At 71.6% G+C, this 23,629-nt stretch carries 17 protein-coding genes and 5 tRNA genes; 13 read left to right on the forward strand and 9 right to left on the reverse strand.

The features are described 5' to 3' along the window. Positions 1-57 precede the first annotated feature (57 nt). The 3 genes from dapF to miaA form a co-directional block, all read right to left on the reverse strand. The gene (gene dapF / locus ACQEXA_RS17230) at positions 58-951 is read right to left on the reverse strand and encodes a diaminopimelate epimerase (RefSeq protein ID WP_432933483.1); all 894 of its coding nucleotides are present in this window, start codon (positions 949-951) and stop codon (positions 58-60) included. Between the two features lie 80 nt (positions 952-1,031). Beyond that, entirely contained in the window at positions 1,032-1,520 is a 489-nt protein-coding gene (locus tag ACQEXA_RS17235; RefSeq protein ID WP_432939612.1) for a hypothetical protein, read from the reverse strand. Positions 1,521-1,627: 107 nt separating this feature from the next. Continuing rightward, on the reverse strand, positions 1,628-2,566 hold the full coding sequence (gene miaA / locus ACQEXA_RS17240) for a tRNA (adenosine(37)-N6)-dimethylallyltransferase MiaA (protein WP_432933481.1): 939 nt from the start codon (positions 2,564-2,566) through the stop codon (positions 1,628-1,630). A gap of 181 nt (positions 2,567-2,747) precedes the next feature. On the opposite strand from miaA, the gene ACQEXA_RS17245 reads away from it, so the two are divergent. Next, complete coding sequence (locus ACQEXA_RS17245; protein ID WP_432933479.1) at positions 2,748-3,017, forward strand: hypothetical protein; 270 nt, start codon at positions 2,748-2,750, stop codon at positions 3,015-3,017. Positions 3,018-3,042: 25 nt separating this feature from the next. Continuing rightward, positions 3,043-3,318 carry an antitoxin gene (locus ACQEXA_RS17250; protein WP_359394451.1) on the forward strand — a complete coding sequence of 92 codons (276 nt, stop codon included), beginning with the start codon at positions 3,043-3,045 and terminating at the stop codon, positions 3,316-3,318. 97 nt (positions 3,319-3,415) lie between these two features. Here ACQEXA_RS17250 and ACQEXA_RS17255 read toward each other — a convergent pair whose 3' ends face one another. The 3 genes from ACQEXA_RS17255 to ACQEXA_RS17265 all read right to left on the reverse strand — a co-directional run bounded on the left by ACQEXA_RS17255 (position 3,416) and on the right by ACQEXA_RS17265 (position 7,270). Then, positions 3,416-4,135 (reverse strand): class III extradiol dioxygenase subunit B-like domain-containing protein, encoded by a 720-nt coding sequence (locus tag ACQEXA_RS17255; protein WP_432933477.1) that lies wholly within the window; start codon positions 4,133-4,135, stop codon positions 3,416-3,418. A 222-nt stretch (positions 4,136-4,357) separates the two neighbouring features. Continuing rightward, complete coding sequence (miaB, locus tag ACQEXA_RS17260) at positions 4,358-5,887, reverse strand: tRNA (N6-isopentenyl adenosine(37)-C2)-methylthiotransferase MiaB (RefSeq protein WP_432933475.1); 1,530 nt, start codon at positions 5,885-5,887, stop codon at positions 4,358-4,360. Positions 5,888-5,983: 96 nt separating this feature from the next. Continuing rightward, the gene (locus tag ACQEXA_RS17265; RefSeq protein ID WP_433130528.1) at positions 5,984-7,270 is read right to left on the reverse strand and encodes an MFS transporter; all 1,287 of its coding nucleotides are present in this window, start codon (positions 7,268-7,270) and stop codon (positions 5,984-5,986) included. A gap of 179 nt (positions 7,271-7,449) precedes the next feature. On the opposite strand from ACQEXA_RS17265, the gene ACQEXA_RS17270 reads away from it, so the two are divergent. The 3 genes from ACQEXA_RS17270 (at position 7,450) to ACQEXA_RS17280 (ending at position 11,004) form a co-directional block, all read left to right on the forward strand. Further along, entirely contained in the window at positions 7,450-8,310 is an 861-nt protein-coding gene (locus ACQEXA_RS17270; protein WP_361820923.1) for a LysR family transcriptional regulator, read from the forward strand. 214 nt (positions 8,311-8,524) lie between these two features. Further along, positions 8,525-10,258: a fatty acyl-AMP ligase gene (locus ACQEXA_RS17275; protein ID WP_432933471.1), complete on the forward strand. Its 1,734-nt coding sequence runs from the start codon at positions 8,525-8,527 to the stop codon at positions 10,256-10,258. A gap of 137 nt (positions 10,259-10,395) precedes the next feature. Then, positions 10,396-11,004: a response regulator transcription factor gene (locus ACQEXA_RS17280; RefSeq protein ID WP_359394437.1), complete on the forward strand. Its 609-nt coding sequence runs from the start codon at positions 10,396-10,398 to the stop codon at positions 11,002-11,004. 283 nt (positions 11,005-11,287) lie between these two features. On the opposite strand, the gene ACQEXA_RS17285 is transcribed toward ACQEXA_RS17280, so the two are convergent. Beyond that, a complete protein-coding gene (locus ACQEXA_RS17285) occupies positions 11,288-12,808 on the reverse strand; it encodes a sensor histidine kinase (RefSeq protein WP_432933468.1) in 1,521 nt (506 codons plus the stop codon). Positions 12,809-13,465: 657 nt separating this feature from the next. Here ACQEXA_RS17285 and ACQEXA_RS17290 point away from each other — a divergent pair. Then, entirely contained in the window at positions 13,466-14,335 is an 870-nt protein-coding gene (locus tag ACQEXA_RS17290; protein ID WP_432933466.1) for an AfsR/SARP family transcriptional regulator, read from the forward strand. A 320-nt stretch (positions 14,336-14,655) separates the two neighbouring features. On the opposite strand, the gene ACQEXA_RS17295 is transcribed toward ACQEXA_RS17290, so the two are convergent. Both ACQEXA_RS17295 and ACQEXA_RS17300 read right to left on the reverse strand, forming a co-directional pair. Next, positions 14,656-14,829, reverse strand: a complete 174-nt coding sequence (locus tag ACQEXA_RS17295) for a hypothetical protein (protein ID WP_359397880.1) — start codon at positions 14,827-14,829, stop codon at positions 14,656-14,658. A gap of 82 nt (positions 14,830-14,911) precedes the next feature. Further along, on the reverse strand, positions 14,912-15,916 hold the full coding sequence (locus tag ACQEXA_RS17300) for a DUF2156 domain-containing protein (protein WP_432933464.1): 1,005 nt from the start codon (positions 15,914-15,916) through the stop codon (positions 14,912-14,914). A 175-nt stretch (positions 15,917-16,091) separates the two neighbouring features. Between ACQEXA_RS17300 and ACQEXA_RS17305 the strand changes: the two genes are divergently transcribed. From ACQEXA_RS17305 to ACQEXA_RS17335, 7 genes are all read left to right on the forward strand, one after another. Then, a tRNA-Val gene (locus tag ACQEXA_RS17305) sits at positions 16,092-16,176 on the forward strand. Between the two features lie 12 nt (positions 16,177-16,188). After that, positions 16,189-16,273, forward strand: a tRNA-Val gene (locus tag ACQEXA_RS17310). A gap of 12 nt (positions 16,274-16,285) precedes the next feature. Next, positions 16,286-16,370, forward strand: a tRNA-Val gene (locus tag ACQEXA_RS17315). Positions 16,371-16,382: 12 nt separating this feature from the next. Then, positions 16,383-16,467, forward strand: a tRNA-Val gene (locus tag ACQEXA_RS17320). Positions 16,468-16,479: 12 nt separating this feature from the next. Then, positions 16,480-16,564, forward strand: a tRNA-Val gene (locus ACQEXA_RS17325). 298 nt (positions 16,565-16,862) lie between these two features. Further along, positions 16,863-17,171 (forward strand): acyl carrier protein, encoded by a 309-nt coding sequence (locus ACQEXA_RS17330; protein WP_432933462.1) that lies wholly within the window; start codon positions 16,863-16,865, stop codon positions 17,169-17,171. Between the two features lie 34 nt (positions 17,172-17,205). Continuing rightward, positions 17,206-23,580 (forward strand): type I polyketide synthase, encoded by a 6,375-nt coding sequence (locus tag ACQEXA_RS17335; RefSeq protein WP_433130530.1) that lies wholly within the window; start codon positions 17,206-17,208, stop codon positions 23,578-23,580. Positions 23,581-23,629 lie beyond the last annotated feature (49 nt).

A 23,629-nucleotide genomic window follows, 5' to 3' on the forward strand; every position in this document is an offset into this window, starting at 1 on the left:
TCCGGTCAGCGGATGGCGCGGCGCCTCTGGTTCAGCGCGTCGCGCGGCGCTTCCGGTTCAGCGGGTCGCGGCCGCCAGCCACTGGGCGTCGATCTCGCCCTCGGCGACGATCACCGCCGGTCCGGTCATCTCGATCTCGCCGTCCGGGCGCTCGGTGATCACCAGGGTGCCGCCGGGGACGTCCACGGTGTACGTGGCCGGTACACCCGTCACAGCCGGATCGGCGCCGTCGCGGCGGGCCGTGGCGACGGCGACCGCGCAGGCGCCCGTGCCGCAGGAGCGGGTCTCGCCCGAACCGCGCTCGTGGACGCGCATCGCGACGTGTGCGGGTGCCCGGTCGGCCACGAACTCGACGTTGACTCCGTCCGGGTAGGCCGAGGCCGGACTGAAGGGCGGAGGACTGTACAGATTGCCCGCATGGGCGAGGTCGTCGACGAAGGCGACCGCGTGGGGATTGCCCATGTTCACGTTGCGCGCGGGCCAGCTCCGCTCGCCGACGCTCACCGTGACGTCTCCCTCGGGCAGGACCGCTCTGCCCATGCCGACGGTGATGTCTCCCTCGGCGGAGTCGCTGCCGGGCCCGGGCTTGGCGATGTGCACGGTCTTCACACCCCCGCGCGTGGCGACCGCGAGATCCCCCTCGGTCACGTACCCAGCGCGCTGGAGGTAGCGGGCGAAGACCCGCACGCCGTTGCCGCACATCTCCGCGATCGAGCCGTCCGCGTTGCGGTAGTCCATGAACCACTCCGCGTCGGCGGCCATCTCCCGGGCCTCGGGATGTGCCGCGGAACGCACCACGTGCAGCAGACCGTCGCCGCCGATGCCCGCGCGGCGGTCGCACAGGACGGCGACGGCGGCCGGGGGCAGGTCGAGGGCGTTCTCCGGGTCGGGGACGATCACGAAGTCGTTCTCCGTGCCATGCCCCTTGAGGAAGGCGATCCGCGTGCTCATTCCTCGATCGTACGGGGTCGGTACGACACCACGGACCGCACGGCAGTGGCACGGCTGCCCGGCAGACGGACCGCGCGGCCTCAGCGCAGCCGGGCCACCCGCCACACGGCCAGGACCACGACCACGGCGACCAGCCCGGCGTAGGCGAGGGCCACCCGCCAGTCCGGACGGCGCCCGGAGCCGCGCTGGGGCACGCCCGGCCAGGTGTAGCCGACACGCCGCGCGGCCATCATGCCCCAGCCCGCCGCGCACGAGCAGATCAGCAGCCCGAGCATGGCGACCACGGCACCGCCGTCGCCGAACTCGAAGGCCAGCGGGAAGGCGAACATCAGCGAGCCGACCGCCGCGAGCGCCACGATCGGGGCGAGCTGCCAGGTGCGCAGCCGACGCTGCGGGCGCAGCTCGACCTCGACCTCGTGCCCGGCGGTCAGCTCGTGCGCCTCCGGCCCGTCGGCGGTCACGCCGCCGGTCGGGTGCTCGTCGGGCCCGTCGGAGCTGAGCCTCTCGTCCACGCCCTCGCCGCTGCCGTACTCCGCGCCTTGAGCGGTGTCGCGAGGGCCGGCCTCCATCGCCACGTGCCCTCCCAACTCGGACTCACTTGGTCGATCGAAGCTCGATGATGGCATGCCACAGGAGGCCCAAATGACGGCCGGAGCGTCCCGATGCCATCACGTGATCAGGCTGTAACCGGTCGTTCGACCAACGCCAGTGCGAGGTGCGGGAGTTCCATTCGGTCCGCTGCACCACCGCTGAGCCAGTGCACGCGCGGGTCGCGACGGAACCAGGAATCCTGACGGCGCGCGAAGCGCTTGGTGGCGCGCACGGTCTCGGCGCGCGCCTCTTCCAGGCTGCACTCCCCCGCGAACGCCGCGAGCACCTGCTGGTATCCGAGCGCGCGGGACGCCGTGCGCCCCTCCCGCAGGCCCTGCGCCTCCAGTGCGCGTACCTCGTCCACGAGCCCGGCCTCCCACATGCGGTCGACGCGGCGTGTGATGCGCTCGTCGAGCTCGGGGCGGGCCACGTCGACGCCGATCTGCACGGTGTCGTAGACCGAGTCGTGACCCGGGAGATTGGCGGTGAAGGGCAGCCCGGTGATCTCGATGACCTCCAGGGCCCGGACGATACGGCGGCCGTTGCTGGGCAGGATCACCCGTGCCGCCTCCGGATCGGCAGCGGCCAGGCGCGCGTGCAGCGCTCCGGAGCCGCGCAGGGCGAGCTCCTCCTCGAGCCGGGCGCGCACCTCGGGGTCGGTTCCGGGGAACTCCAGGTTGTCGACTGCGCCGCGTACGTACAGCCCGGAGCCGCCGACCAGGACGGGCCAGCGGCCCTCGGCGAGCAGTGCGTCGATCCGCGCACGGGCGAGGCGCTGGTACTCGGCCACGGACGCCGTCACGGTCACGTCCCAGATGTCCAGCAGGTGGTGCGGGACGCCGCCGCGCTCCTCGGGCGTCAGTTTGGCGGTGCCGATGTCCATCCCGCGGTACAGCTGCATGGAGTCGGCGTTGACGACCTCCCCACCGAGGCGCTGGGCCAGGAACACGCCCAGATCGGACTTTCCGGCCGCGGTCGGTCCGACGACGGCGATGACCCGCGGCGCGGGCGTTGCACTACTCACCGCAACAGTTTCGCAAACCTCCGGACCTCGCCTCGAACGAGTTAGGTGACGCCCTCGATGCCGGTTCGTTGCCCGTTGCGAGGTCCCGGCCGCCGCTTCGAGAGCGGGTGGGCCGGGAGATGCAAGCGGGCACACCGAGCAACGCGGTATTTCGCCCGCACGAGTAATGTATGGAGTTGATATGGGCGTTTTTGCACGGCTTTTCCCGAGGTCGAGGACGACGGAGCAGGTGCGGCCCTCGGAGGCGGAGGCTCCGCAGCCGACGGCCCCGGCCCAGCCGCAGGCGCCGGACGAGGCGAGGGACCCGGTCACATCCGGGACCGAGGCCGCGCCGGGGGTCACGGTGGAGGAGCCGGCGCAGGCCGCCGTCGAGAAGGGTGTCGGGATTCCCAGGCAGCAGTCCGTGGACATGGCCGCCGACCGCGAGGCCGACGAGGGCGCCCGCACGTAACTGCCTCCGCAAGGGAAGGTGGATCATGCGTCTCGTGGACAATCTGAAAGTCAAGGTCTCGGAGTTCGCGCAGCAGCACGAGGGGAAGGTCGATCGCGGCCTGGAAAAGGCTGCGAAGGTGATCGACGAGAGGACCAAGGGCAAGTACAGCGACAAGATCCACACCGGCACGGACAAGGCGAAGGGCGCGATGGAGCGCATCGCCCACCGCGACACGGGCCCGGCGGACGCCGCGGGGATGCCACCGGAGTCCGGCACGGGAGAGACGCCGCCGGAAAATCGGCCACCGTCCGCCTCCTGACCCGGCAGACGGCACATCGGCGGACGGCCGTGAGGCGCGCAGCCTCCCGGCCGTCCGCCGTATCGGGACACCGGCCGGGACGTCGGCCACGCGTCCGCTACGACCAGGCCGCCACCAGGTACCCCACCCCGTACGGTGCGTCGTCGTACAGAAGCGCGCCCGACAGGCGCGCGCCCTCGGCGGCGCCCGCCATGATCTGCCAGGGAGCCCGGCCGCAGGCCTTGAGTTCCCGGGCCAGGTCCGCGTCCAGCGCCTTCAGGCCCGCCGTGTCCGCCGCCGCGAGCGCTCGCGCGACCTCCGCGTCGAAGCCGGCCGCGCGCTCGTCCAGATAGCCGGGAGCCTTGAGCGTGCGGCACGCGCTCGCGTCGCCCATGACCAGGAGGGCCACGCGCTCGTCCGGACCGGCCAGCTCAGCTCCGAGCGCGGCACACCGCTCGGGGGCGAGGGACTCCGCCACGCCCAGCCCCTCCAGGGGCGCGTCCGCCCAGGCGGTCCGCTCCAGCAGCCACGCGGCGACCGCGAGCGAGGGCGGAAGCTCGCGACCGGACCCCGCCGCGTCCGCTCCGCCGGTGCCCAGCCGTACACCGACGTCCACGCCGAACCCGCGGAAGGATCCCCGGGTGCCCTCTGGGTACGGGACGTACCCGCTCTCCTCGGCGGGTCCGACGATCACCAGCCGGTCCGGCCGCGCGGCGGCGAGCACGCCGAGCGCGTCCAGACACGCGGCACGGGCACCGTCCAGCTCGGGAGCGGCGCCCGCGGCGACCTCGGGCACGAGCAGCGGCGGACAGGGACAGACTGCGGCGGCGACAAGCATGATCCGCAGCGTAACCCCGCCGGACGGCGGCACGTCATTGCCCTGCGTGCGCGGGAGTGGACCGCGAGAGCCGACGACGAGAAGGGCGCAACCGAACACACGCCGGTGACCGCCGGGCGTTGCCGACGATCAGGCGGGTGACGCACAGCGCACAACGGTGAAGGGAGGGTGGCCGGGCCGACAGCGTCCGCCAGGACCGCGCCCGCCCCGCCGACCGCGACGTCAGTTGCAGCCGCACGCGCCCGCGGACGCCACAGGCAGGGGCTCGGGGGCGCCGATCTTCGGCAGCCCGAGCATCACCCCGGCCGGCTTGGCGGCCTCCGCGGCGTTCCGCTTCTCCCACGCGTCGCCCGCGCGCGTCCGGCGTACGCCGAGGACGGGTCCCTCGGCCAGGAGGTGGTGCGGGGCGGCGTACGTGATCTCGACCGTCACCACGTCGCCGGGGCGGACCTCCTCGTCCGGCTTGGTGAAGTGGACCAGACGGTTGTCGGGGGCACGGCCGGAGAGGCGGTGGGTCGCACCGTCCTTGCGGCCCTCGCCCTCGGCGACCATCAGCTCCAGGGTGCGGCCGACCTGCTTCTTGTTCTCCTCCCAGGAGATCTCCTCCTGAAGGGCGACGAGACGCTCGTAGCGCGCCTGGACGACCTCCTTGGGGATCTGGTCCTCCATGGTGGCGGCGGGCGTGCCGGGCCGCTTGGAGTACTGGAAGGTGAAGGCCTGCGTGAACTGCGCCTCGCGGACGACGTGCAGGGTCTGCTCGAAGTCCTCCTCGGTCTCTCCGGGGAAGCCCACGATGATGTCGGTCGTGATCGCCGCGTGCGGGATGGCGGCCCGCACCTTCTCGATGATCCCCAGGTAGCGCTCCTGGCGGTACGAGCGGCGCATCGCCTTCAGCACCGTGTCCGAGCCGGACTGGAGCGGCATGTGCAGCTGCGGCATCACGTTCGGCGTCTCGGCCATGGCCGCGATGACGTCGTCGGTGAAGTCGCGGGGGTGCGGCGAGGTGAAGCGGATCCGCTCCAGCCCCTCCACCTTGCCGCAGGCCCTCAGCAGCTTGCTGAAGGCCTCACGGTCGCCGATGTCGGAGCCGTACGCGTTCACGTTCTGCCCGAGCAGGGTGATCTCCGAGACGCCCTCGGCGACCAGTGCCTCGACCTCGGCCAGGATGTCGCCGGGCCGGCGGTCCTTCTCCTTGCCGCGCAGCGCCGGGACGATGCAGAAGGTGCAGGTGTTGTTGCAGCCGACGGAGATCGACACCCACGCCGCGTACGCGCTCTCGCGGCGCGTGGGCAGCGTCGAGGGGAACGCCTCCAGCGACTCGGCGATCTCGACCTGCGCCTCCTCCTGCACCCGGGCGCGCTCGAGCAGGACGGGCAGCTTGCCGATGTTGTGCGTACCGAAGACGACGTCCACCCAGGGCGCCTTCTTCACGATGGTGTCGCGGTCCTTCTGCGCGAGGCAGCCGCCGACCGCGATCTGCATCCCGGGCCGCGTGGCCTTCTTCGGCGCGAGGCGGCCGAGGTTGCCGTAGAGACGGTTGTCGGCGTTCTCGCGGACGGCGCAGGTGTTGAAGACGACGACGTCCGCGTCGCCGTCCGAACCCTCCGGCGCCCGCACATAGCCGGCCTCTTCGAGCAGCCCGGACAATCGCTCGGAGTCGTGGACGTTCATCTGGCACCCGTAGGTGCGGATCTCGTAGCTCTTGGGTGCTGGAACGTCCACGGCGAGGCTCCGGTCGCTGCTGCTGGTCATGCCTCAAGGGTAGGTGGTCCCCCATGGGTGCCCGTCCGGGACCGACCAGCGGGCGCAGGCGGCTTCCGGTTGATCGATGCGATCGGGCTGATCGGGTCAGGAGGCCCTGGTGCCGATCACATGCCTGACGCCGGAGACGGTCGCGGCGGCGACAGAGGCGAGGAGCGCAAGGACGACGGCCGTGAACCACGTCGTCGCGGTGGTCACGCTCATGGAGCGGCTGGCGACGCCCAGGCCCACGGGCAGGATCGCCAGGCCGAGGTAGGAGGCGAGGAACAGCCCGGCGAGGGCTTCGCCGCGCCGGGCCGGGGCGGCCGTACCGGCCACGTGCCCGACGGCGGACTTGAACAGCACCCCGGCACCGGCACCGGCGACGATCCCGGCGAGCAGGAACACGGGCAGGCCGGCGAGGTGCATGCCGACGGCGAGGACGGCCATGCCCACGGCCTGGGCGAGCAGCCCGATGTACCAGCGCGTGAGGGCACGGAGCCGGCCGGTGCCCGTCTGGGCGGCCGCGGCGGCGCCGAACACGGCGAACACGACCAGTCCGGCCAGTGCGCGGGAGGGGTGGTGCAGGGTCCCGCCGACGAAGCCGGGAACCACGGAGGTGAACAGGCCGAACACGGCCATGGAGGTGAATCCGGCCGCGGCGGCGGCGAGGTGGCCGGGGCCGCCGCGGGTGGCCCCGACCCGCTGGGGACGGTAGGCCGGCCTGACGGCAGGCTTCCGGGCGGTCTCGGGTGTCAGCGCGATGGCGGCCACGCCGGTCAGCAGCAGCACGACGAAGACCGCGTACGGCAGTCGGAGCGGCGCGCCCAGGTACTGGGCGAGCACGCCCGCGGCGATGGGGCCGCCGCCCAGGCCGCCGATGTTGGCCACGGTCGACACGGTCTCGAACCGCCGTGTCGAGGCGCCGGGCCGGTGAGCGCTGTGCAGCTCGTGCAGATAGGCGGTGGCGGTCGCCGTCAGCATCCCGACACCGAGACCGGTGACCAGCCGGGCGACGATCAGCACCGGCAGTGACGGGGTGGCGAGGAAAAGCGCCGCGGCGAGCAGTTCCAGCGCCAGCGCCGCCGTCATGACCTTCTTGCGGCCCAGCCAGTCCGAGACGTGTCCGGCAAGGAACAGACTGGTCAGCACACCGACGGCGTAGACGGCGAACACGACGGTGACCGTGAACGTGGAGAACCCGTCATGAGCCTGGTAGAGGGGATACAGCGGCGTGGGAACCGTGGAGAACGCCATGGCCGTCACGAACACCCCGGCCACCGTCCAGAACGCGGCGCCGTACCCTCGGTCGCCACGCTCGTGCTCCGGCGCCGGAGCCTTCCGGCCGGGTACACCATCCGTACGCAGGCCCTTGACCGACGTCATCGACATCATGAGGACTCCGATCCGTTGACGGGGATTCCATGGGCGGTGGATTCCATCGACCGTGGAACCGGCGGCCTTCCATCGCCGCCTGCCGTTGCCAACATGTACGCGCAGCCGTTGTTTCCCACACGGGAGAGATGATCCAAGATGATGGTTATCTGAATGTGAGATAGCCGAGGAGGATGGTCATGGATCTGCGGCAGATGGAGGTCGTCGTCGCCGTCGCCGAGGAGGGCGGGTTCAGTGCCGCGGCCCGGCGGCTGCACATCGTGCAGTCCGCGGTCTCCAGCACGGTCCGCGCCCTGGAGCGCGAACTGGGCGCGTCACTGTTCCAGCGCACCACCCACCGGGTGTCGCTGACCCCCGCGGGGCACGCCTTCCTGCCCGCCGCCCGCGCCACCCTGCGCGCCGCCGAGGAGGCCAGGGCGGCGGTGGACATCGCCCAGGGAGAGCTCCGCGGAGAGATCACCATCGGCGTGATGCAGGGTCTGTACGCCGGCCTGGCACTGGCGCTGGCGCACTTCCACCAGGAGAACCCGGGCGTGGTGGTCCGGCTGCGTCAGGCCCCGGCCGAAGACCTCCCGAAGGCCCTGCGCACCGGAACCGTCGACCTGGCCGTGGCCGCCCTGGACACCGTGCCGCGCGGTCTCGGGACCCGGCTGCTGTCGCGGGAGGAGATGGTCCTGGTGACCGCCCCGAGGCCGAGCGCTCTGCCGCCCGAGGGGCCGGTGACCCTGCCGGAGGCGGCCCGTCTGCCGCTGGTGGACTTCTCCCCCGGCTGGGCGATCCGGCAGGAGGTCGACAGGGCCTTCCGTGCGGCGTCCCTCGAACGCAGCGTCACGTTCGAGGTGAACGACCTGCTGGCCGCCAGTGACCTGGTCCGGCACAGCCTCGGGGCGTGCATCATGCCCCCGTCGGTGGCCGCCCGGTTCCCCGATCTCCCCGTGCGCCACTTCACCGCGCATGCACCGGCATGGACGATCAGAGTCGTCCACCCGCACGGGCAACCGTCCCCCGCGGTCGCCGCGTTCCTGCGGCACATCAGATAGCCGTACCAGGACCAGCCCGTACAGGCGGAAGGCATCGGGAGAAGCGCCGGCTCAGCTCGCACGAGCGGGACGTACTGGCCTCCAGGGCTGGACTCGGTCCATTCGTGCGCGTGCCGTCCGACGAGCACGGCACCGGTGCGCTCAAGCGGGACTCAAGGTGCCCCGGGCAAACTGGCCGCGCAGTCGTGTCACTGACGGACCATGGGGGGAACAGGTGACCGTACGCACCCTGCCCGACCTGCTGCTCCGGCGGGCGGAGCGGGAGCCTGACGCAGCGGCGTACCTGCTGCTCGACTGGCACGCCCCGAAGGGCGGTCCGGAGCGGATGCGCCGCCGGCAGATTGGCTACGGGGAGCTGGACCAGGCCGCCCGGCGGCTGGCCGCATGGCTGCTGGAGCGGGGGCTGGGCGGACAGCGGGTGCTCGTTCTCCAGCAGCGGCCCGACCTGTTCATCGCGTCGCTCTTCGGCTGTCTGTACGCCGGCGCGATCCCGACGCCGTGCCCGGTGCCGAACGGGCGGCGCAGCGCCGACGAGCGGGTGCTCCGCATCATCCAGGACGCGCAGGTGTCGCTGCTGCTCACCGACCGGGAGTCGGCGGCGGCCGTCTCCTACCTGGTGTCGGCCGTGGGCCGGGCCGACCTGCCCTGCCTGGCACTGGACGACTCCACCGCACTGCCGGCCGCGGCGGACTGGCGGCCTCCGGGGTGGGACCCGGACGCGGTAGCCGTCCTGCAGTACACCTCGGGCTCGACGCGGGAGCCGCGCGGCGCCCGGCTCACCCACCGTAATCTGCTGGCCAACCAGCACGAGCTGGGGGCACTGCTGGGCACCGGCCCACACTCGCGGGTCGGGGGCTGGCTGCCCTTCCATCACGACATGGGCCTGTCCGGACTGCTGCTGCACCCGCTGTGGCTGGGCACCGCAGGAGTGCTGCTGTCCACGTCCGACTTCGCCCGCCGTCCGGGCCGGTGGCTCCAGGCGGTGAGCGAGTGCGGGGTGACCGTCAGCGGCGGCCCGGACATCGCCTACGAGCTGTGCACCCGCAAGGTCGGCGAGGAGCAGCTCGCCGAGCTCGATCTGACGGGCTGGCAGGTCGCCGTCAACGGCTCGGAGCCGGTGCGCGCCCAGACCATGGACGCCTTCGCCGACCGGTTCGCGCAGGTCGGCTTCCGGTCGAGCGCGTTCGTACCGGCCTACGGGCTGGCCGAGAGCACGCTGCTGACCGCGGGCCGGCGCGCGGGGACCAGCGGGCCGCCGCGCCCTTTCCACGCGGACATCGCGGAGCTGGAGTCGGGGCGGCTCGCTCCGGCCGTCCCGGGCCGGTCCTCCCGCGCCCTCGTGGGCTGCGGCACCACGGTGGCGCCAGGCAACGACCTGCGGATCGTGGAGCCGGACACCGGCCGGGTACTGCCCGAGGACCGGGTCGGCGAGATCTGGACCCGCGGCCCGAGTGTGGCCGACGGCTACTGGAAGCGCCCGCTGGAGACCCGCGAGACGTTCTGCGGAACCACCACGGACGGCGAGACCGGCTTCCTGCGGACCGGCGACCTCGGGGTGCTGCACGGCGGCGAGCTGTTCGTCACCGGCCGGATCAAGGACATGGTGGTGGTGGCCGGGCGCAACCTGCACCCGCAGGACGTCGAGCACCGCGTGCAGCAGCTCAGTGAACTCTTCGGCGCCGGGGCGGTGTTCAGCGCGGAACCGGGCCGCAACGGGCTGGTGGTCGTCCAGGAAGTGCGTATAGGACGCCGCTACGACCTGGATCTGGCCGCCCTGGAGCGGGAGGTGCGGGCCTGTGTCGCACGGGACTTCGAGGTGCGCGCCACCCAGGTGGTGCTCGTCAGACCCGGGACGGTGCGCCGCACCTCGAGCGGCAAGATCCAGCGGCCCGCGATGCGCAGGCTGTTTCTGCGCGGCCGACTGGTGCCGCTGACCATTCCCGGGTGACTGCCGGGCGGCGGTCCGACGGGTACAAGCGGGCCTGAGGGCCCCGCAGTTCAATGCTTTGCCACCGTTGGCCCAGAAGGTACGGTTGTGCCCGCCGGGAGAACAACGGGGGCTCGGTATCTGGCCGGAGGGGACGCATGATCCGCGTGCTGCTCGCCGAAGACATGCACATGGTTCGCGGCGCGCTGGTCGCTCTGCTGTCGATGGAGCCGGACATCGCCGTCGTGGCGGAGGTGGACGACGGCGACCAGGTGGTGCCGGCCGCACTGAAGCACCGGCCCGACATCGCCGTCCTCGACGTCGACCTGCCCGGCACCGACGGGTTGTCCGCCGCCAGTTCGCTCCATGAGCAGCTGCCGTCGTGCGGCACCCTCATGCTGACCAGCCTGGGCAAGCCCGGCACGCTCAAGCGGGCGCTGAGCGCCCGGGTGTCCGGTTTCCTCCTCAAGGACGCACCACCGGAGCAACTGGCCAGCGCCATAAGGAAGGTGGCCGCCGGGGAACGGGTTGTCGATCCGGAGCTGGTGCTCTCCGCCTGGGACCACGCGCAGAGCCCGCTGACCGCCCGTGAGGTGGAGGTGCTGCAACTAGCCGCGCAGGGGGCGCAGGTGGGCGAGATCGCGGCGGCGCTCTTCCTCTCCGCGGGAACCGTGCGCAACTACCTCACGACGATCGTCACCAAACTCAACGCGCGTAACCGCGTCGATGCCATCCGCATCGCGCAGGAGGCGGGCTGGCTGCCCTGAGCGGCGACAGGCCGCCGGCCCGCCCTGCGCAGGACGCTGCCTCCAGACCGAACCTCTTCCGCTCGGCGTCGAGTCCCGAGGTCGTCGCGTGGGTGCCGGACACCGCCTCGGCCACGAGCGGGGCGGGCCGTTCGCGACAACACCGAGGCGGCTATGAGGGGCTCGTCGGCTCGCCACAACTCGGCTGCTTCCTTGCGGTGTCGCGTCCGCGCGGTACGCCCGGCGGTGGTCGCACTCCAGGCGCCGCCCCGGAGGCCGGGGGGGCGGCCAGGGCCCGGCAGAGCTATTCCCGCGGTGCCCCTCTGTGGGGGCCGAGGTCGCGGTCCGCATGAGGGGCCGGACGGCCGAAGGTCGGCGCCTGGCGGACACCGTGCTCGCGCAGCGTGTCCGGATACTTCCTCGGTCCAGGCATAGGACCCGCGTTCCCCCGCCTGCCGAGGCGCGTATGCCTGGCTTCCGTGCCGCCGTGGAATTCGGCACGGTTCAGTCCCCGCGCCGCCGAGGCCCCGGCGCCGTTAGCGAGCCCGCTCACCGTGCCGTTCCCACTCGCCGTGCCGTCCCCGGTGTCCGCGCCCGACGGGCCGTCACCCGCTCCGGCCGTCGGCGTCCCGTGCGCGTCCGGAATCTCGGCCACCACCTCGAACCGGCCGCCGGGCCGCAGTCCGGCCGTCAGCGTGCCGCCGACCGTCGCCAGCCGGGTCTCCATGTTCACCAGCCCGCCGCTGTCCGGCCACGCCGTGGGCGGGGGCGCGAGGCCGTCGTCGGGTGCCTCCAGCCCGGTGCCGTCGTTGACGATGACCAGCCGCAATCGGTGGTCCACCCGGTCGAGCCTTATGACACAGTGCTGCACCTTGCTGTGCCGCAGCATGTTGGTGACCGCCTCCCGCAGCACGATGGCCAGGACGGTGCCGGTCCGGCCGTCCGGCAGCGGGGCGGACATCTGCGCCTCCACCTCGATCGCCGACGACTCCAGCATGGTCACGCACGACTCCAGTTCCGTGCCCAGCGACAGCGTCTGGTAGCTGCGCGCCACATGGCGTACGTCGGTGAGGGCCTGGCGGGAGATCGCCAGGATCGACGTCAGCTCCTCTTTGACTTGTTCGTGCCGGTGCGGAACGTGCCGTATCGCCACCTCGGTCTTGAGCGTGATCGCGGACAGGCTGTAACCGAGCAGGTCGTGCAGATCGCGGGCGAACCTCAGGCGCTCCTGGGAGACCGCGCCGACCAACTTCATCCGGGACCCGCTCAGTTCGGACACCAGCCAGGCCATCCGGCTGACGGCGTAGACCAGCAGACCGGTGACCAGGGTGGACGACATGGTGTAGACGACGAACGGCATGCCGTTGTGGCGCAGCACCGCCATCACCGGGTTGGCCGCCACGACCACGAGGAACAGCGGCCAGCTCAGCGGCGGGGGCAGAAGCAGCAGCACGGACGCCGCGAGGAAACCGCCGGCCACCCACCAGGTCTTGCCCAGCCACTCCAGCGGCACATACGTCAGCAGGACATGCGCCGTGAGCGTGGCCACGCGGTAGCCGCGCCGGTCGTCCCGTGAGCGCGGCTGCGAGTGCAGGATCTGAAGGGCGCACACAGCCGCGAAACACAGGACGCCCATGACGACTTGAAGTGCGCGGGCCCCGGACGTGTAGATGTTCACCGATACCTGGACCAGGAATCCCGCCAGTACTGCATACAGGATGAGGTCGGCGAACTTCGAAGACGGTGTGCCGCCGTCGGCCGGTTCGCGGCGCTCCGCCAGAATTGCGGGTTCTCTCCCCCTGACCATCACAGCCCCCGTTGCCATGTGTTTTCATCCCCTCAGGCAGCATACTTTTTGGCCGAACGCCAAACCGCCCCAGAGGATGCACAGCCCGGTTCCAAGAGGATTTCTGGCCGTATTCCCGAGAGTTTCGGCATCGGGAGATGATTGAAAGCTGATTAATTCTCTTAACAACGCTTTACCGAGTCGGCTCGGCGAGCCGCCGCGACCCGGAGCAGAACGTTGCCGAACCGTGCGGGCACCAACTGCCGACGGCCCGGAGGCCACTCCGCTCGACACCACCTCGAACCAGCGCGGGGCAGCGCACTCGATGGGTCCACGCCACTCCCCATCCCGACGACCGCCGTCGGGGGCGGGCGGCGGTGGGTGCGGACGCACTCCTGCGATTGCGCGGGATCTCCGTCCGTCACCCGAGGCGGACGGTGCGGTGTGACGGCGTGAGTCTGGTCCGGTCCCGGCCTGCGGAAAAGTGCGTCCGCCATGTTTCGGGGGTGGATTCTTCATGACAGCGGAGGGTGAAACTCCCGCCGGAGTCAAGAGGCCGTACCTGGTGGGAAACCGGTTCCGTCACCCAGGCTGGAGGAGATGAGGCCGATGCCGCGGCGACCCGAGCCGCGGAGTACCGCGGGCCGGGCATCACGCCAGGCGTCACCAGTCACCCTGGAAGGAGGCGGATCAGCGGTGCAGATCAAGCTCCTTGGTCCGTTCATCGCACGGGAGAACCATGGCTCCATCGTCCCCAGCGCGGCGAAGCCGAGACAGATCCTCGCCCTGCTCGCCCTGCGCGCCGGCGGTGTCGTCACCGCAGCGACCCTGATGGAGGAGATCTGGGGTGACCGGCCGCCGCACAGCGCGCCGACCACGCTCCAGACCTACATCCACAAGCTGCGGCGCCTGCTGGAGCGGGCGATGACCCCGGGGGACGGCGTGCCGGGCGCACCCGCCGACGGCTGGACGGCCGGAGCCGACAATCCGCACGCGAAGGAGGTGCTTGTCACCCGGCACGGCGGCTACCAGCTCGATGTCGAGCCGGGCGCGATCGACACGCAGGAGTTCGAACGGCTGCAGGAGCTCGGCCAGACGGCCTTCGTCGCCGGTGACTTCGCTGCCGCCTCCACCTTGCTGGGGCGAGCGCTCGCCCTGTGGCGGGGGCCGGCACTCGTGGACGTCAGGACGGGCCTGGTCCTGGAGATCGACGTGCTGCGGCTGGACGAGGCGAGGATGACGGCGCTGGAGAGCCGGATCGCCGCCGATCTGCGGCTGGGACGGTACGGCCAGGTGCTCAGCGAGCTGGCCGCGCTCTCGGCGCAACACCCGCTGCACGAGGGTCTGCACGCGCAGTTCATGGCGGCCCAGTACGCCTCGGGCCGGGTCTGGCAGGCGCTGCAGACCTACCAGCGGCTGCGCACCACGCTCGGTGCCGAGCTGGGCATAGAGCCCAGTGCGCAGGTGCGGAGGCTGTACGACGCGATGGTCGCGGCGGACGGGTCACTGGAGGTGGAGCTGCCGGCCGGGCCGGTGCCACGAGCGGCGCTGCGGTCGGCCGTCTGAGCGGCGGTCATGCGGCGGCGGCAGCCGGACAGCGACACGGCAGAAAGGGCTGGTTGCCGAACGGTCCGGTTGCCGAACGGCTCGACCGATGCGCGGCCTGGCTGATGCGCGGTCCGACTCCTGCACTGCCCGAGTCCTCGGCGGCCGGACCGCTGAACGCCAGGACGGCTGGAGCGCCGACGGACAACGGCACCTTCTCAACCAGGGGCGGCGGCCTCCGGGTCACCCCGGGGCCGCCGCCTCCTCGTGCCGTGTACGAAGCCGTGTCCGCCGTCCGTCGCCCTCCCCCGCCCACGGCCGGGCGCGCGGCTGCCGGGCGGTCAGTGTGCAGCGGCCTCCGCGGCCAGCCGCTGGTCGAGGGTGCGGATGATCGTGGCAGCCGACTCCGCCGTCGGCTCGTCGTCGGGCGCGCCGATCACGGCCATCAGCGATTCCACGAGCGCCTGTTTGAGCTCGTCCGTGGAACGGGGGTCCTGGGCGGTAGCGGTCGTCATGTGCTCCTCCTGCGGGTGGGGCGGCTCTGCCGGGGCCTGCCGGGTGCCGCCGAGTGTCTGCGGGTGGGGTGGAGGCCGTGCCTCAGAAGGCGTTGCAGGCGCGGAAGATGTGGGCGAAGGCGGCGATGGATGCGGGCCCGTCGAAGGCCACGTACTCGGGCAGCACCGCGTGCGGGGCCCACTTCTGCTTGTAGTCCAGCTGCGACTGCGCCGGGTACAGCGCGGCGCCCTCGGCCCACAGGAAGTGCATCAGCCACTGGAAGGAAGGGCTGCTGCCGGGCAGTTCGTCGTCCTCGGACAGGCCGGTGAACGGGGTGAAGCCGAAGTGCAGCCACTCCACGCCCTCGGTGACGAACTTCTCGATGGCGGCGGCATTGATGGCCTCCATCAAGCCCGGGGAGCCGCCCGGGATGCGCCGGCTCAGGTCGTGCATCCAGCCGCTCCTGCTGCCGTAGACCGGCGAGTAGGAGATGTAGCTCACCGGAGAGCCGTCGATGCTGCCGACGAAGAGCCTGCGGTGCTCCTGCGCGGGACCGCCGACCTGGCCGACGAGGAACTCCAGGGGCCGGGCGTGGTCTCCCTTGGAGCCCAGCCAGGCGCTGTCGATCGTGTGCAGCGCCTCCTCCCAGTCGTCCGCCGGCAGCTCCTCGATCGTCAGGCCGTTGCGCAGGGCACGGGAGATCTTGTTGCGCAGCTGCATGAAGCGGGTGCCGCGCAGGGTGAACTCGGGCAGGTGCACCGCCCACGAGGCCCCGATCTGATTGACCGTGAAGCCGGCCTCCCGGTACTGCTCGGCGTCGGGCCGCTGGAGCTGGACGGACAGGAGGTGCAGCTGCTCGTCCCGGGCGTACTGACGCAGGCCCGAGAGGAGCTTGCCGTAGTCGCCGGGAGCGGCGAAGGGGCCGCCGAACTGTACGAGGTAGCGGCCGGTCCGGCGGTAGACGGCGACGCCGTCGACGCCGGGGAGGGTGAAGACGCTGTTCCCGGTGTTGAGGGCCAGGAACGAGCTGGGGTTCTCGGATTGAGTGTGCGTCGTTATCGCCCGCAGCACGGGACTGTCCAGGGTCGTTGCGCTTGTCGTCGACACAGCGGTCCTTCCTCGTTGACGCGGTTCGTCTCGGGAAAGTAGAGCACCGGAAAATAGTGCGGCGGTAGAGCCGGCGGGAATGCGGGGAAATACGTCAGGCGGCTGTCAGCGCGGTGTCAGCGGGGGCTGGCACAGTATTTCTCGAGAGCGGGACGGGAAACCGGAACGAACTCAAGGAGAGGTGCCCGGAGCGGCTTATCGGGGACCAACACAACGGTCGGGTCCACGGACCCACGCAGGTTCGAATCCTGCCCTCTCCGCGCAACACACCAGGAGAGGTGCCCGGAGCGGCTTATCGGGGACCAACACAACGGTCGGGTCCACGGACCCACGCAGGTTCGAATCCTGCCCTCTCCGCGCAACACACCAGGAGAGGTGCCCGGAGCGGCTTATCGGGGACCAACACAACGGTCGGGTCCACGGACCCACGCAGGTTCGAATCCTGCCCTCTCCGCGCAACACACCAGGAGAGGTGCCCGGAGCGGCTTATCGGGGACCAACACAACGGTCGGGTCCACGGACCCACGCAGGTTCGAATCCTGCCCTCTCCGCGCAACACACCAGGAGAGGTGCCCGGAGCGGCTTATCGGGGACCAACACAACGGTCGGGTCCACGGACCCACGCAGGTTCGAATCCTGCCCTCTCCGCGCAGCGAGCACTCCCCCGCCGGCAGGCCGGGGGGCAGGAATTCCCATGCGGCTGGGGTTCCTGCCCCCCGGCCCTGTCGCATGCCCGGGCCCGGATGCCATCAGGGTCCGGTCAGGGAGGCGTCAGCGCGGGCTGATTCCATCAGCCCAACTGCCCCTACCCCATATGCCTTTCCCAATCCGCCTTTCCCCCATCCGCCCATTCCCAAGGCCCAACCGCGACGGAGGCGGTCGCAGTGCCGGAGGTCCCGCCCGTGGGAGCCGGTGCCCGGGCCGGTGACGCTATACGGAGCATGTGATGACCGAACAGGCCCTGGCGGTGGAGCAACTCTCCTCGCTCCCCCGGTCCGAGCGGTCGGAATACCTCGAGAGCATCGTCGTCGCGGAATTCAAAGACGTCCTCCTCATGGGCGGCGACGAGGTGTTCCCCACCGATCAGAGCTATTTCTCTCTGGGCTTCACCTCGCTCCGCATAATGGAGGTGAAGGCCCGGCTGGAAAAGGTGCTGGGATGCACGCTGAGCACGAACGTGCTGTTCAACAGCCCCACCGTCGAAAAGCTGGTCGAATACCTGGCGGACGAGGTCCTCGGCGACCTCATCCCGTGACCGCTGCGGGCCATCGAGAAGAGGGAAGACCGTCATGTCGAAAACGTCGAGCACTACGGCGTCCGAGAACAGCGGGCCGGGCGCGATGACGACCGCCGAGCAGCACAACGAGCCCATCGCACTGGTCGGCATGGGGTTCCGGCTCCCGGGCGGCAACGAGTCCCCCGAGGGGTTCACCGAGTTCCTCAAGGAGGGCGGCTCCGGCATACGCCCCGTCCCCGAGGACCGCTGGGACGTGGCCGCACTGTCGCCGCGCCCGGAGGAGGCGGCGGAACTGGCCGAGGGCGGCGCCGACGCGGAACCGGAGCGGGGCAAGGTCAGGACAACGGGTGCCGGCTTCCTGGACCGGATCGACCAGTTCGACGCCCAGTTCTTCAACATCTCGCCCAAGGAGGCCGCGTTCGTCGACCCCCAGCAGCGGCTGCTGCTGGAGACGGCGTGGCAGGCCCTGGAGCACGCCAACATCAACCCCGTCGATCTGCGGCACGGCAACGGCGGCGTGTACGTGGGTGCCAGCTCCATCGACTACGCACTGGAGATGGAGGGCCTGCCCTACGAGGAGCTGGACGGCCACCTCGCGGCCGGCATCACGCTCTTCCCGCTGTCGGGGCGGCTGTCGTACTTCTTCGGGCTCCGTGGACCGAGCCTCACCGTGGACACCGCGTGCGCCTCGTCGCTGACCGCGACCCACCTGGCCGTCGAGGGCCTGCGCAGCGGTTCGTGCGACGTCGCGCTGGCCGCCGCGGTGAACTGCCTGCACCACCCGCGCATCTTCGTGATGTTCTCGCACGCCAACATGCTGGCCCCGGACGGCCGTTGCAAGACCTTCGACGAGGACGCCGACGGCTACGTGCGCGCCGAGGGCTGCGCCGTGCTGGTGCTCAAGCGGCTGTCGGACGCACAGCGCGACGGCGACCGGGTCCTCGCCCTGATCCGCGGCACCGCCATCGGCGAGGACGGCGAGAGCGCCGGTCTGACCGTGCCCAACGGCACCGCCCAGGAGTCGGTGATCCGCGCCGCGCTGCGCAACGGCGGCCTGGCGCCGTCCGACATCCAGTACGTCGAGGCGCACGGCACGGGCACCCCGCTCGGCGACCCCATCGAGATGGGGGCCATCAGCGATGTCTTCGCCGACTCGCACACCGCCGAACGCCCGGTGACCGTGGCGTCGGTGAAGACCAACATCGGCCACACCGAACCGGTGGCGGGGATCGCGGGCGTGATCAAGACCGTTCTGCAGATGCAGGCGGGCACCATTTTCCCGCATGTGAACTTCAGCAAGCCCTCCGGCCGTATCCCGTGGTCGAACATCCCGGTGACGGTGCCGACCGAGATCCGCCCGTGGAAGGCAGAGGGCGTCCGCCGGGCCGTCGTCAACAGCTTCGGCTTCGCCGGCAGCATCGCCGCGGCCGTCCTGGAGGAACCGCCGGCCCTTCCGGCACCCGAGCCGGCTCGGGGCGACGCGGCGGACACGGCCGACGAGGGCGGGCACGTGTTCACCCTCTCCGCGAAGTCCCGCCGCTCGCTGGGCATGCAGATCGAGCGCTACCAGCAGCACCTGGAGCGCCACCCGGGCGTGGACATCGGCGACCTGTGCTACACCGCCAACGTCGGCCGCAGCCACTTCGCCCACCGGATCGGCGGCGTGGTCACCGACCACGAGTCGCTGACCGCTCTGCTGGCCCGGCATGCCGAGACGGCCGAGGCCGGGGGCCGCCGCAACGACGTACGCAAGACCGCGTTCCTCTTCGCCGGCCAGGGCTCGCAGTACCCGGGCATGGGAGCCGCCCTGTACCGGCAGTTCCCGGTCTTCGCCGCACATGTCGACGAGTGCGACAAGTTGTTCGCGGCGAAGCTGGGCCGTTCGGTACGGGAGCTGATGTTCGCGACCGACGGGCAGGCGGCCGAGGAGCTGAACCAGACGCTGTACTCCCAGCCGGCGCTGTTCACCCTGGAGTACGCGCTGGCGAAGCTGTGGATGTCGTGGGGGATACGGCCCAACGTGCTGATCGGCCACAGCATCGGCGAGGTCACGGCGGCCGCGGTGGCGGGGCTGTTCAGCCTCGCGGACGCGACCGCGCTGGTGGCCGCGCGCGCCCGGCTGATGCAGTCGGTGTCCGCACCGGGCGGCATGGCCGCGGTGGGCGCCCCGGTCGAGGACGTGGCGCCGCTGCTGGAGAAGTACCAGGACCTTGCGGTGGCGGGTGTCAACTCGCCCGAGCAGACGGTGATCTCCGGCGGCGTGCAGTCGCTGGAGGAGGCCATGGCGGCCTTCACCGAGCGCGGCCTGCGGGTCAAGCGGCTGACCGTCTCGCATGCCTTCCACTCCCCCTTGATGGCGGAGGTGTACGACGCCTTCCGCGCGGAGATCGCCGGCATCGAGTTCCACGACCCCGCGCTGACGCTGATCTCCAACGTCACCGGCGAGGTGGCCCGGTTCCGCGACATCGCCACCCCGGACTACTGGGTGCGTCACATCGGCGCCCCGGTCGAGTTCGCCAGGGGCATGGGCACGGTGGAGCGCCGGGGCCGGCACGCGATGGTGGAGATCGGCCCGTCGCTGGGGCTGAGCGCCCCGGCCAAGCAGTGCGTCAGCGCCCAGGACCACCTGTGGGTGGCCAGCCTGCATCCCAAGGACACCGACGGCCGGACCGTGCGCAACGCCCTGGCACAGCTCTACGCGGCCAACTTCACGCTGTCGTGGACCGGCTTCCACACCGGCCGGGAGCGCACGGCGGTCGGGCTCCCCGGCTACGCGTTCGACCACAAGCGGTACTGGCTGCCGACCGGCTCCAACCGCCACGGCCTGGGCGCCCGGATCACCGACACCAGCGGAGTGCAGCACCCGCTGCTCGGCGCCGAGACCACCACCCCGGAGCAGCGCGCCGCCGGCATACGGGAGTTCTCCACCGTGATCAGCGCCGAGCGGCCCGGCTACCTTGCCGAGCACGTGGCGATGCGCAAGGTGGTCTTCCCCGGCACCGGCTACCTGGAGATCGTGCTCGCCCTGCAGGACGCGGTGCTCGGCCACACCCGCCGGGCGGTCCGCGACGTCAGCCTGCGCGAGGCCCTGATGCTCGACGCGGACACTCCCGCCCGGCTGCGGACCCGGCTGCGCCCCGGCGCGGACGGGACCTCGGTGGTCGAGATGGCCAGCCTGGCCGGAAGCGGCCAGGAGGAGGTCGAGCGGCTGCACGCGACGGCGGTGCTGTCGGCCGCGGACGAGGCGCAGGACGGCCCGAGCGAGGCGGCCCGGGCGCTGGTGGACCTGGCCGGCCAGGACGAGCGGCCCGAGGACCTGCTGCGCTCCGACGACGTGTACGCCGCCTACGCGGGCGCGGGGCTCGACTACGGTCCCGCGTTCCGGCTGATGCGCTCGGTCACCCGCTTCCCGAGCGGGCTGACCGTCGGCGACCTGCAGGGCGTGGATGCCGGTCCGCTGGAGCATGTCCCGCCGGCGCTGCTCGACGCGGCCATGCACAACATGGGCGCCCTCGCCGACGACGGCAACTCCTATCTGCCGGTCCGCTTCGGCCGCTTCACTCTCTTCCGCAAGCCGCGGGCGGAGTCGCTGCGTACCCTGCTGCGGCTGGTCCCGGCCGACTCGCCGGACGTCGACGTGTGCGCCGATGTGCTGGTGCTTGAGGGCCACGAGCCGGTCATGGAGCTGCGGGGGCTCGGCTTGAAGCAGCTCGCCGACACACCCGGGACGTCCCGCCGCAGCTTCTTCCACCAACTGCGCTGGACCAAGCGCTCGGCGGCGGGCCCGGACAGCGTCACCGACCGCCGGGTGCTGCTGGTGGGCCGCTCGGCGGACGGCTTCCAGGAGGCCGCGGCCCGGCTGGTCGAGGGCGGTGGCCGGGTGGTCTTCGCCGACGACGCCGACGAGGCCGGCACGGTGCTGGCCCAGGAGCGGATCACCGATGTGTGCTGGTTCTGGCAGACGGACGGGGACCGGGCGGGCGCGGAGGGCCTGCGCGCGGAGTCCGAGCGCAACTACGGCCGCCTGCTGGCCCTGCTGGCGGTGCTGGACCGGCACGGCTTCGGCCGCGAGCAGCGGCTGTGGCTGGCGACGGAACAGGCTCAGCTGCTGCGCGGGGACGACCCGGATCGGGTGCGGCTCGCCGGGACCTCGCTGTGGGGTTTCGGCGCGGTGATGCTCAACGAGTACCCGTCGTACCGGACCACGCTGATCGACCTGCCGGCCGACGGCTCGGGTCCTGGCGCGCTCGTCGCGGAGCTGACCGCGCGGGAGACCGGCGACTTCCAGGTGGCCTACCGCGGCGGCCACCGGCATGTGCGGCGGCTGCTGGCCGACGATGCCCGGGCCCGCCGGGACAACGGCTTCGGCCTGGCCGTCAAGGAGTACGGCACCTTCGCCGGCATCCGGCCGGAGCGCGTGGAGGAGGTGGCGCCCACCGGCGACGAGATCCAGGTCCAGGTGGCGGCGGTCGGCCTCAACTTCAAGGATGTGCTCAACGCCCTCGGCATGATGAAGGAGTTCGGCGAGCAGCCGCTCGGCTTCGAGTGCGCCGGCACCGTCGTCGCGGCCGGTCCCGAGGCCACCTTCGCCCCCGGCGACGAGGTGATCGTGAACTACCTCGGCCTGATGCACCGCCGGGTGACCGTGCCGTCCGCGGTGGCCGTGCGCAAGCCCTCGGGGCTGGACTTCACCCAGGCGGCCGGCCTGATATCGGTGTACGTCACCGCGTACTACGCCCTGCACCGGCTGGCCGGTATGAAGGCCGGCGACCGGGTGCTGGTCCACGCGGCGGCCGGCGGCGTCGGGCAGGCGGCGACCCATCTGGCCCGGCTGGCCGGCGCGGAGGTCTTCGCCACCGCCAGCCCGCGCAAGTGGCCGCTGCTGCGCGAGCAGGGGGTCGAGCATCTGATGAACTCCCGCACGCTGGACTTCGCCGACGAGATCGAGCGGATCACCGGCGGGCGCGGTGTCGACATCGTGCTCAACAGCCTCAACAAGGACTTCATCCCGGCGGGGATGCGGTCCCTGGGGCCGGGCGGCCGCTTCGTCGAGCTGGGCAAGGTCGGGGCGTGGACGCCGGAACAGGTCGCGGCGGAGCGGCCGGACGTGTCGTACTTCAACTTCGACCTCAGCGAGTTGCCGCAGGACCGGCTGATCCCGCTCAACCAGGAGATCATGCAGCTCGTCACCGAGCTGGTGGAGGCGGGCGAGCTGCCGCCGCTGCCGGTGACCGGCTACACCCTCGACGAGGTCGAGGAGGCGTTCGGCGTGCTCAGCCGCGGTGCCAACATCGGCAAACTGGTCCTCGAGTTCGACGACCCGACGGCCCGTGAACCTCGCACCGTCGCGGTCCGGCCGGACCGCGTCTACCTGATCACCGGCGGTCTCGGCGGCCTCGGCCTGGTGGCGGCGGAGAAGCTGGTGGACCTCGGCGCCCGCAGGGTCGCCCTGGTCGGCCGCCACACGGACCCGGTGCCGGACGTGGCGCATCTGCTGGAGCGGCTGAAGGAGCGGGCGGAGGTGACCGTCCTGCGGGGCGACGTCTCGAGCCCGCCGGACCTCGGCCGGATCAGCGCCGAACTGCTGCGCTCCGGAGTGCCGGTCGGGGGCATCGTCCATGCGGCCGGCACGACCGCCGACCAGCCCGTCGCCGACCAGACATGGCAGACCCTGGACGCGGTCTTCCGGGCGAAGGTGTTCGGCTCCTGGCTGCTGCACGAGGCGGCCGCGGCCTTCCCGGAGCTGGACTTCTTCGTCGGTTTCTCCTCCGCCGCGCCGGTGGTCGGCGCGCCGGGCCAGTCCAACTACGCGGCGGCCAACGCCTTCCTGGACGCGCTGATGGGGTGGCGTCACGCGCAGGGCCTGCCGGCGCTGTCGGTGAACTGGGGCCCGTGGGCCGAGGTCGGCATGTCGGCCCGGCTGGGCGAGGCGCTGATCCGGCGCTGGGAGGACGAGGGCATCAAGCTCTTCTCGCCCGGCCGCGGCGCGCGCGCCTTCGCCTCGGTGCTGGGCCGTCCGCTGAGCCAGATCGTGGCCGGTGAGGCGGACTGGGACCGGTTCACCGCGGCCAAGCCGGTGCGCAACGCGCTGTACGAGAAGCTCGTGCAGCCCGGCGGCGACCAGGCGCACACCCTCGACCTGGAGGCCCTGCGGCAGCAGACGCAGGCCGAACGGCTGGCGGCGCTCGAGGAGTTCGTGCGGGTCAGGACCGCCGACGTGCTGCACCTGGACGACCCGGACTCCATCGACCCGTACACCGAGTTCGTGCAGCTCGGTCTGGACTCCCTGGTGGCGGTGGAGCTGAAGAACACGCTGGAGGCGGCGCTGCGGCTGCCGCTGCCGCCCCAGCTGGCCTTCGACCACCCGTCGCCGGCCCAGCTCGCGGCCTTCCTGGAGCAGCAGCTCACGGCCTCAGCGGCGGCCTGACGGCGCCGGGGCCGGGCCCGTCGCGGACCCGGCCCCGGCGTCCGCCCCG

It is taken from the genome of Streptomyces sp. CA-106110 (assembly GCF_050936285.1).
In the GTDB taxonomy this organism is placed as follows: Bacteria; Actinomycetota; Actinomycetes; order Streptomycetales; family Streptomycetaceae; genus Streptomyces.